The 10,575-nt window shown below is 75.0% G+C and carries 4 protein-coding genes and 3 pseudogenes; 6 read left to right on the forward strand and 1 reads right to left on the reverse strand.

Annotated elements, in window-relative coordinates; genetic code table 11:
- The coding region (locus tag BJF79_RS60990; protein WP_262402377.1) for a hypothetical protein at positions 1–194 on the reverse strand (194 nt) is incomplete at its 3' end.
- 21 nt (positions 195–215) lie between these two features.
- Between BJF79_RS60990 and BJF79_RS60995 the strand changes: the two are divergent.
- From BJF79_RS60995 to BJF79_RS61005, 6 genes and pseudogenes are all read left to right on the forward strand, one after another.
- Positions 216–596, forward strand: a pseudogene (locus tag BJF79_RS60995) (phosphopantetheine-binding protein); the annotation flags it as partial.
- 329 nt (positions 597–925) lie between these two features.
- Positions 926–3,531, forward strand: a pseudogene (locus BJF79_RS53570) (amino acid adenylation domain-containing protein); the annotation flags it as partial.
- 91 nt (positions 3,532–3,622) lie between these two features.
- Positions 3,623–3,958 carry a phosphopantetheine-binding protein gene (locus BJF79_RS61000; RefSeq protein ID WP_075899983.1) on the forward strand — a complete coding sequence of 112 codons (336 nt, stop codon included), beginning with the start codon at positions 3,623–3,625 and terminating at the stop codon, positions 3,956–3,958.
- Positions 3,946–5,265 (forward strand): condensation domain-containing protein, encoded by a 1,320-nt coding sequence (locus tag BJF79_RS57300; protein ID WP_187357034.1) that lies wholly within the window; start codon positions 3,946–3,948, stop codon positions 5,263–5,265. Before BJF79_RS61000 ends, BJF79_RS57300 begins: the two co-directional genes overlap by 13 nt.
- Positions 5,211–9,581: pseudogene (locus BJF79_RS21610) on the forward strand (amino acid adenylation domain-containing protein); the annotation flags it as partial. The gene BJF79_RS57300 and the pseudogene BJF79_RS21610, both read left to right, overlap by 55 nt.
- A gap of 86 nt (positions 9,582–9,667) precedes the next feature.
- On the forward strand, positions 9,668–10,575 hold a 908-nt coding region (locus BJF79_RS61005), incomplete at its 3' end, for a condensation domain-containing protein (protein ID WP_262402379.1).

The raw sequence follows: 10,575 nt of genomic DNA on the forward strand, positions 1-10,575 counted from the left end.
GCGTCCCGTCCGGGCCTCACCGCGGAACGGTTCGTCGCGAACCCCTTCCACCCCGGCCGCATGTACCGCACCGGTGACCTGGCCCGCTGGACGGAGACGGTGTCCTCGACTTCGCCGGACGCGCCGACGAACAGGTCAAGATCCGCGGCTACCGCATCGAACCTGCTGAAATCGAAGCCGTCCTGGCCGCCCACCGCAACGTGCGCCAGGCCGTCGTGGTCGCACGCGAGGACCGTCCGGGGACCAAGCGGCTCGTCGCCTACGTCACCGGCACGGCGGCCGTCGAGGACGACGACCTGCGGGAACTGGTCGCGGCCCGGCTGCCCGAGCACATGGTCCCGGCCGCGTTCGTCGCCCTCGACGAGATCCCCGTGACCCGCAACGGCAAGGTCGACCGGGCCGCCCTCCCCGCCCCCGACGTGGCGGGACGGACGGGCGGTCGCGCCCCCGCCACCCCGATCGAGGAGGTCCTGTGCGGCCTGTTCGCCGAGGTGCTGGGCGTCGAGCGCGTCGGTGCGGACGACTCGTTCTTCGGCCTCGGCGGCGACTCCCTCCTCGCGATGCGGCTGACCGCCCGGATCCGGACGGTGCTGGACGCTGAGGTCGGCATCCGGGAGGTGTTCGCGGCGCCGACCGTCGCGGGCGTCGCACGGCTCGCGGAGGGGGCGCGCGGGCGCGCGTCCCGTCCGCCGGTCACCGCCCGCACGCGTCCCGACGTCGTCCCGCTGTCGTTCGCGCAGCGGCGGATGTGGTTCCTCAACCGGCTGGAGACCGCCGGGGCGGGCGCGGGGTACAACGTGCCGCTGGCGCTCCGGCTGTCCGGCGACCTGGACGTCGCCGCGCTCGATGCGGCACTCGGCGACGTCGCCACCGGCACGAGACTCTGCGCACGGTGTTCCCCGAGACGGGCGGGACGCCGCGCCAGGTGCGGCTGGACGGACCGGAGGGGCGGCCGCGGCTGCACGTCGCCGAGGTGGCCGAGGCGGACGCGGCGGACGCCGTCGCGGCCGAACTGCGGCGCGGGTTCGACCTGGCGGTCGAGGCGCCGCTGCGGGCGCGGCTGCTGGTGACGTCCCCGGACGAGGCGATCCTCGTCCTCGTCGCGCACCACATCGCGGTGGACGGCTGGTCGATGGGGCTGCTGCTGCGCGACCTCGCCGCCGCGTACCGGGCGCGGCGCGCGGGCCGCGCGCCCGGCTGGGCGCCGCCGCCCGTCCAGTACGCCGACTTCGTCCTGTGGGAGCGGGACGTTCTCGGCGACCCGGACGATCCGGACGGCGTGCTGTCCGGGCAGCTCGCCCACTGGCGGACGGCACTGGCGGGGCTCCCGGACGAGCTGCCGCTGCCGGCCGACCGGCCGCGGCCGTCCGCCGCGTCGTTCCGTGGCGGCTCGGTGCCGATCGAGGTGGACGCCCGGACCCACGCGGCGCTCGTCGAAGTGGCGCAGCGCTGCGGCGCGACCCCGTTCATGGTGGTGCAGGCGGCGCTCGCGCTGCTGCTGGCGCGTACGGGGGCGGGCACCGACATCCCGATCGGGACGGTCGTGGCCGGGCGCGGCGACCCCGCGTTGGAGGACCTCGTTGGGTTCTTCCTCAACACGCTCGTGCTGCGCACCGACGTGGGCGGCGACCCGCCCTTCACCGAACTGCTGGCGCGGGTCCGCGACACCGACCTCGCCGCCTACGCCCACCAGGACGTCCCGTTCGAGCGGCTCGTCGAGGAGCTCAACCCGCCGCGCTCCCTCGCCCGGCACCCCCTCGTGCAGGTGGTGCTGAACTTCCAGAACGTTCCCCGGGACGACGCGCCGTGGACGCTGCCCGGCGTGCGGGCCGACGCGCTGCCGCCCGCCGACGGGACGGCCGCCCGCTTCGACCTGTCGTTCACGTTCGCCGAGCGGCGGGACGGCGACGGCGCCCCGGCCGGGCTGACCGGCGACCTCCAGTACGCCGCCGACCTGTTCGACGCGGCGACGGCGGCCGGGACCTCGCCGCGCGGCTGGTGCGGGTGCTGGAGCAGGTCGCGGCCGACCCGGCGGCCACCGTCGGCGGTCGTCGACCTGCTGGACGACGCCGAACGGGCGCGGGCCGTGCGGCGCCCCGCCGCGCGTCCCGTCCCCGCCGCGACGCTGCCGGACCTGTTCGCAGAGCAGGCCGCCCGCACCCCGGACGCGGTCGCCGTGACTTGCGACGGCGACACCCTCACCTACGCCGCCCTCGACGCGCGCGCCAACCGGCTCGCGCACGAACTGATCGCGCGCGGCGCCGGACCCGAGACGCGCGTCGGCGTCGTCCTGGACCGGTCGGCGGACCTCGTCGCGGTGCTGCTCGCCGTGCTGAAGGCGGGCGCCGCGTACGTCCCGTCGACCCCGCGCACCCCGCCGGGCGGATCGCGGCCACCCTCGCCGACGCGCGCCCGTCCCTGGTGGTGTGCACGGCCGCGACCGCGCCGCCGGACGCCCCCGGGCCGCTGGTCCTGGACGACCCGGCGACCGCCGCCGCGCTCGCCGCGCGCCCCGCGACGACGCCGTCCGACCTCGACCGGACCGTCCCGCTGCGGCCCGCGCATCCCGCGTACGTCATCTACACGTCCGGGTCCACCGGCCGCCCGAAGGGCGTCGCGGTGCCGCACGCCGCCGTCGTCCGGCTGCTCGCCGAGACGCTCCCGTGGTTCCGGTTCGGACCGCGCGACGTGTGGACGTTCTTCCACTCGTACGCGTTCGACTTCTCGGTGTGGGAGATCTGGGGCGCGCTCCTGCACGGCGGCCGCCTCGTCGTCGTCCCGCACGCGACGGCCCGCACCCCCCACGCGTTCCTGAACCTGCTCGCGGCCGAACGCGTCACCGTCCTCAACCAGACCCCGTCGGCGTTCGCGCAGCTCATGGCCGCCGACGCCGAGCACCCCGGCACCGACCTGGCCGCGCTGCGGTACGTCGTGTTCGGCGGCGAGCCCCTCGATCCCGGGCGGCTCACCGGCTGGTACGACCGGCATCCGGGCGCCGCGCTCGTCAACATGTACGGCATCACCGAGACGACCGTGCACGTCACCGCCGCGCACCTGGACGCCGAACTGTGCGCGTCCCGTCCCGGCGGTGTCATCGGCGAACCCGTGCCCGACCTGAGCGTCCACCTGCTGGACGACTGGCTCCGGCCCGTCCCGCCCGGGGTGACCGGCGAACTGTACGTCGCCGGGCCCGGCCTCGCCCGCGGCTACCTGGACCGCCCCGCGCTCACCGCGGAACGGTTCGTCGCGAACCCCTTCGCCCCGGGGCGCATGTACCGCTCCGGCGACCTCGCCCGGTACCGGCGCGACGGGCGCCTGGAGCATCTCGGCCGCGCCGACCGGCAGATCCAGCTCCGCGGCTTCCGCGTCGAACCGGGCGAGGTCGAGGCCGTGCTCGCCGCGCACGAGGACGTGACGCAGGCGGCCGTGATCGTCCGCGACGACACCGGCGCGCAGCGGCTCGTCGCGTACGTCGCGGGCGGCGCGGACGAGACCGCGCTGCGCGAGTTCGCGGCCGCGCGGCTCCCCGAGCACATGGTCCCGGCCGCGTTCGTTCGGCTCGACGCGCTGCCCGTCACGGTGAACGGCAAGCTGGACCGGGCCGCGCTGCCCGCCCCCGACTTTGCCGCCCTGGCCGGCGACCGCGCGCCCCGCACCCCGGCCGAGGGCGGTCCTGTGCGGCCTGTTCGCGGAGATCCTCGGTCTCGACCGGGTCGGCGCGGGCGACTCGTTCTTCGACCTCGGCGGCGACTCGCTGCTCGCGATGCGCCTGCTCGCCCGCGTCCGGACCGTCCTGGACGCCGAACTCGGCATCCGCGAACTGTTCGCCGCCCCGACCGTCGAGGCGATGGCCCGCCTGGTGGACGGCGCGCGCGGCGCCGCGCGGCCCCGCTGGCGGCCCGCCCCCGCCCGGACGCCGTCCCCCTCTCGTTCGAGCAGCAGCGAATGTGGTTCCTGAACCGGCTCGAAGAGCCCGGCGACCGGGCCGCCTACAACGTCGCGTCCGTGCTGCGCCTGACGGGCGACCTGGACCCCGCCGCCCTGGCCGCCGCACTGGGCGACGTCGCCGCCCGCCACGAACCGCTCCGCACGATCTTCCCCGACGACGACGGCACACCCGTCCAGCGAGTGACACCCCACCACCCGCCCCTCACCGTCGTCGACGCCGCAGGCTCGGAGAACGAGCGGTCGATGGCGGTGGAGCCGCGCGCGAAGGGTGCGTCCGCTCAGGGGGAAGCGGCGGACGGCCCGGCGTCGGACGTCGTCGATGTCGGGGGCTCCGGCGCGGAGCGGCCGACGGCCGTGGAGCCGGACGCGGACGGCGCGTCCGTCCGGCGTGTGTCGGCGGGGAGCCTCGTCGACGCTGCGGGTTCCGGCGCGGAGCGGTCGCCGGTTGTGGAGCCGCGTGGGGACGACGCGTCCGGTCAGGGGGTGGCGGCGGAGGGGCCGCCTTCGGACGTCGTCGACGGCGCGGGATCCGCTGTCGGGGATCTGGTGGCCGCGGAGGTCGAGCGGGGCTTCGACCTGTCCCGGGAACTGCCGTGGCGGACGCGCTTGATCCGGGTCGCACCGGCGGAGGCGGTCCTCGTGATCGTCGCGCACCATATCGCGGTGGACGGCGTGTCGATGGGGGTGCTCGCGCGCGACCTCGCGGCGGCCTACGAGGCCCGGTCGGGCGGTGCGGCCCCGGCGTGGGAGCCGCCGCCCGTCCAGTACGCCGACTACGCGCTGTGGCAGCGCGAGACGCTCGGCGACCCCGACGACCCGGACAGCCTCATCGCCGGGCAGCTCGCGTTCTGGCGGGACGCGCTGGCCGGGGCGCCCGAGGAGACGGCCCTGCCCGCCGACCGCGCGCGTCCGGCGGTGCCGTCGTTCCGCGCGGGCGTGGTCCCGATCGAGGTCGGCGCGGACGTGCACGGCCGCCTCGCCGAGACGGCCCGGCGGCGCGGCGTGACGATGTTCATGATGGCGCAGGCCGCCGTGGCGGTGCTGCTGTCGAAGGTCGGCGCGGGCCGCGACGTCCCGATCGGCACGGCCGTCGCGGGGCGCGGGGACGCGGCGCTGGAGGACCTCGTGGGGTTCTTCGTCAACACGCTCGTCCTGCGGACGGACCTGGGCGGCGACCCGACGTTCGCCGGCCTCCTGGACCGCGTCAGGGAAACCCAACCGTCGCCGCGTTCGCCCACCAGGACGTCCCGTTCGAGCGGCTCGTGGACGAGCTGGCCCCGACGCGATCGCTGTCCCGGCACCCGCTCTTCCAGGTGATGCTCGCCGTCGACGACGCCGACCGCGACGGCGAGCCGTGGACGCTTCCCGGCGTCGAGGCGACCCCGCTGCCGCTGGGCGAGACGGGCGCCGCGCGGTTCGACCTGGCGGTGTCGCTGCTCGCGCACCGGGGCGGCGGCATCGAGGGCGCGATCCAGTACGCCGCCGACCTGTTCGACGAACCCACCGCCCGGTCGCTCGCCGACCGCCTCGTGCGCGTCCTCGAACAGGTCGCGGCGGACCCGGACGTGCCGGTGTCCGCGATCGAGGTGTTGTCGGACGGCGAGCGGCGGCTTGTCGTCGAGGAGTGGAACGACACGTCCCGTCCGGTGCCGGACGCGTCGATCGCCGGGCTGTTCGAGGAGCGGGCGGCGCGGACGCCGGATGCGGTCGCGGTGGTCGCGGACGGCGAGGAGTGGACGTACGCGGAGCTGAACGCGCGCGCCAACGGTGTCGCACACGCACTCGCCGGACGGGGTTCGCCGGTCGGGGTCCGGATGCGGCGTTCGCCCGAACTGATCCCGGTGTTGCTGGGTGTGTTGAAGGCGGGTGCAGCGTACGTGCCGCTGGACACGAGCCATCCGGAGGAGCGGATCGCGGCGGTGATGGCCGAGGCCGGTGTCTCGGTCGTCGTCACCGACGATGACGTCTTCGAGCCCGTCGAGGAGAACCCGGCCGTCCGGGTCTCGCCGGACGATCTCGCGTACGTGATGTACACGTCGGGGTCGACCGGGGTGCCGAAGGGCGTGGCGGTCACGCACGGGAACGTGGTGGCGTTCTGCCTGGACGAGGCGTGGCGCGACGATGTCGTCGAGTCGGTCCTGGTGCAGGCCAACCACGCGTTCGACGCGTCCACCTACGAGATCTGGACGCCGCTGCTGCACGGCGGGCGCCTCGTCGTCGCACCGCCGGGCGAGGTCGATCCGGCCGAACGGGGACGGTTGATCGCCGAGCACGGCGTCACGAACGTGCACGCGACGGCCGGTCTGTTCCGCGTCCTGGCCGAGCAGTCGCCGGAGATCTTCGCGGGCGTGCGCGAGGTGTCGACGGGCGGCGACGTCGTGTCGTCCGCGGCCGTCCGGAACCTGCTGCGAACCCACCCGGGGCTCGTGGTGCGGACGACCTACGGTCCGACCGAATCGACCGCGTTCGCCACGCGACTCGCGTTCACCTCGGCGGACGGCGTCCCCGATCCGGTGCCGATCGGCGTCCCGATGGACAACACCCGGGCCTACGTCCTGGACGAGTTCTTACGCCCGGTTCCTCCCGGCGTCGTCGGCGAGCTGTACCTCGCGGGCGCCGGGGTGGCGCGCGGCTACGCGTCCCGTCCGGCCCTCACCGCCGAACGGTTCGTCGCGAACCCTCTCCACCCGGGCCGCATGTACCGCACCGGTGACCTGGCCCGCTGGACGGACGGCGGCCTGCTGGAGTTCGCGGGACGCGCCGACGAGCAGGTGAAGATCCGCGGCTACCGCATCGAACCCGCGGAGATCGAAGCCCTCCTGACCTCCCACGACGACATCGGCCAGGCGGTCGTCGTCGCCCGCGAGGACGACCCCGGAACCAAGCGCCTCGTCGCCTACGTCATCGGCGCCGCCGCCGAGGCCGACCTTCGCGGGTTCGTCGCCGCCCGGCTGCCGGACCACATGGTCCCGGCCGCGTTCGTCGCCCTCGACGAGATCCCGGTGACCCGCAACGGCAAGGTCGACCGGGCGGCACTCCCCGCCCCCGACTTCGCGGGCCGGACGGCCGGGCGCGCGGCGGCCACGCCCACCGAGGAACTGCTGTGCGAGGTGTTCGCGGACGTCCTGCGGCTGGCCCGGGTCGGCGCGGACGACTCGTTCTTCGAGCTCGGCGGCGATTCGGTCACATCGATCCTGGTCGTGTCCCGGGCCCGCGCCGCCGGTGTCGTGATCACCGCCCGGCAGGTGTTCGAGCGGCGCACCCCGGCGGGGCTGGCTCGGGTCGCGGTGACCGACGCCGAACCGGCGGCCCCGCGCGAGGACGTCCCGACCGGACCGGTCCCGCTGACTCCCGCGATGCTGGAGACCGCGGAACGGTCGGGCGTCGCGGTGCTGCACGGCGCGTTCTGCCAGTCGATGGCCGTCGGCGTCCCGGCCGGGCTCGATCTGCCGAGGCTGGAACGGGCGCTGCGCACCGTCCTCGATCACCACGACGTCCTGCGCGCGCGCCTGCGCACACCCGAGGACGGGCGGTGGCGCCTGGAGGTCCCCGCCGAGAGCCCGGAGCTTCCCGTCCGCCGCGTCGACGCGCGCGGCCTGGACGCCGAACGGTTCGACGAACTGGTCGACGCCGAGTCCTGGACGGCGATGGCGGAACTCGACCCCCGTGCGGGCGTGATGGTGCGGGCCGTCTGGTTCGACGCCGGGCCGCTCGACCCGGGTCGCGTCCTGCTGGTCGCGCACCACCTGGTGGTGGACGGCGTGTCCTGGCGCATCCTCGTCTCCGACCTGGAGTCCGCCTACCGCGCACCGGACACCGCCCTCGAACCGGCCGGCACCTCGTTCCGCCGCTGGGCCGGGGACCTGGCGGCCCAAGCCGTCAGCCAGGCCAGGGTGAACGAGCTGGCGGAGTGGACGCGGATGCTGTCCGGCCCGAACCCGACACTCGGCGCGCGTCCGCTCGACCCGGCCCGCGACACCATCGCCAACGGCACGTACCGGACGTCCCTGGTGCTGCCGCGCGAGACCACCGAGGCACTCCTGGACGGCGGCCCGGACGCGCGCGACGTGCTGCTGGCGGGTCTCGTCGCGGGGGTGGCGGCCTGGCGCCGCCGCCGCGGCGGGGGCCGCGCGGGCGGCCTGCTGGTGGACATCGAAGGCCACGGCCGTGAATCGCTGACCGCCGGAATGGACGTCACCAGAACCGTCGGCTGGTTCACCGGAAACCATCCCGTCCGGTTGGACACCGGCGCCGCCGACCTGACCGAAGTACGATCTGGCGGACCGGCCGCGGGCAGGCTCGTGCGACGCGTCCGGGAAAAGCTGCGCGCCGTTCCCGGTGACGGACTCGGATACGGTCTCCTGCGCTATCTGAATCCGGCGACCGCCGCCCACCTGGCCGCATTGCCGGTGCCCCAGATCGGTTTCAACTATTTGGGCCGGATGGCCGCCGGTGCGCCGACCGGGGACGAGCACGCGGAGTGGCGGCCCGCCGGGGCGTCCGCGCTGGGCAGCGGCGCGGAGGCGCAGACGGCCGCCGCGCACGCCGCCGACCGCAGCGGCGACGATCTGGGACCGTCCGGACGGCCCGGTGCTGGAGATCGTGCTGACCTGCCCGTCCGCACTGTTCACGGACGCGGAGCTCGCCGCGCTGGCCGACGACTGGGCCGGCATGCTCACCGGCATCGCCGAGCACACCGCCCCGCACGACACCGGCGCGGCACCGGCACCCGCCGACTTCGCGCTGGTCTCCCTGGAGCAGGACCAGCTCGACGAATTGCAGGCCCAGCTCTTCGACGGATTCTGAAGTCGCGGCCCGGTGGCGTTCGGGCCGAACGCCACCGAGCCGGTGCGGCCGGTCCGGGCGGTGGCGCGGCGCGCCGATCTGCCGCTTTCCAGAATGACCATTTGGACAGCTCGGTGAAATCGAAGCGACTGATATACCGTCCGCTTCGAGTGCGCCGGATCAATTGGGCGAGAGGAAGCGTGATGACCCGCATCCGCATTGAGGACGTCTGGCCGCTGTCGCCGTTGCAGGAAGGGCTTCTCTTCCACGCCGGTCACGACGAGCGGGCCCGCGACGTCTATGTGGAACAGCGTGTCCTGGACCTTGCCGCGCCGCTGGATCCGGACGTGCTGCGCGCGTCCTGGCAGGCGATGCTCGACCGGCACGCGAGCCTGCGGGCGGGCTTCCGGCAGCCCGCGGGCGCACCGCGGCTCGTGCAGGTGATCGTCGCCGGGGCCGTCCTGCCCTGGACGGCGGTCGACCTGTCGGACCGTCCCGCCGCCGACGCGCGCGCCGAGGCGGAACGGCTCGCCGAGGACGAACGGGACCGCGGCTTCGACGTCGCGACGCCGCCGCTGCTGCGCCTCGTGCTGATCCGGATGAGCGGCACCCGCTACCGGCTGCTCGTCACGATGCACCACATCGTGCTGGACGGCTGGTCGCTGCCGATCCTCTTCCGGGAGGTCTCGCAGGTCTACGCGGCGGGCGGCGACGCGTCGGGCCTGCCGCCCGTCGCCCCCTACCGCGACTACCTCGCCTGGCTGGAGCGCCGCGACCGCGACACCGCCCGGACGGCCTGGGCCGGCGCCCTCGCCGGGACCACCGAACCGACGCTCGTCGCGCCCGTCGACCCGGCGCCGAGTCCGTCCCGCCCCGCCACGTCGTCGAGCCGCTGGGCGCGGAGACGGCCGCCGCGCTCCGCGACGTCGCACGACTGCACGGGCTCACCCCCAACACGCTCGTCCAGGGTGCGTGGGGGCTGGTGGTCGGCGCCCTCACCGGACGCCGCGACGTCGTGTTCGGCGCCACCGTCTCCGGCCGCCCCGCCGACCTTCCGGGCGTCGAGCGGATGCTCGGCCTGTTCATCAACACGCTCCCCGTGCGGGTGACGCTCGACCCGGCGCGCACCGTCCGCGACGTGCTCACCGAGTTGCAGGGCCGCCAGATCGAGTTGATGGACCACCAGCACCTCGGTCTCTCCGACATCCGGCGCGCCGCCGGACCCGGGGCGACGTTCGACACGATCCTCGTCTACGAGAACTTCCTGCGCGAAGGGGCCGCGGACGAGCCGGAACCCGCGGGCGGCTTCGAGGTCGTCGGCGTGGACAGCGCCGACGCGGCGCACTACCCGCTCATCCTGGCCGTCCTGCCCGACGACGACATGCCGCTCCGCCTCGACTACCGCCCGGACCTGTTCGACGAGCCCGCCGCCCGCACGATCCTGGACCGGCTCGTCCGCGTCCTGCGGCGGTTCGCCACCGACCCGGACGCGCGCATCGCCGACGTCGACGTGCTCCCGGAGGACGAGCGGCGGCTCGTGGTGGGGGAGTGGAACGACACGTCCCGTCCGGTGCCGGACGCGTCGCTGGTCGAGCTGTTCGAGGAGCGGGCGGCGCGGACGCCGGACGCGGTCGCGGTGGTGTCGGAGGGCGTTTCCTGGACGTACGCGGAGTTGAACGCGCGGGCGAACGGTGTCGCGGGTGCGTTGGCGGGGTGTCGCGGTTCCCTGGTCGGGGTGCGGATGGAGCGTTCGCCGGGGTTGATCCCGGTGTTGCTGGGTGTGTTGAAGGCGGGTGCGGCGTACGTGCCGTTGGACACGAGCCATCCGGAGGAGCGGATCGC

Source organism: Actinomadura sp. CNU-125, assembly GCF_001942465.1.
In the GTDB taxonomy this organism is placed as follows: domain Bacteria; phylum Actinomycetota; class Actinomycetes; order Streptosporangiales; family Streptosporangiaceae; genus Spirillospora.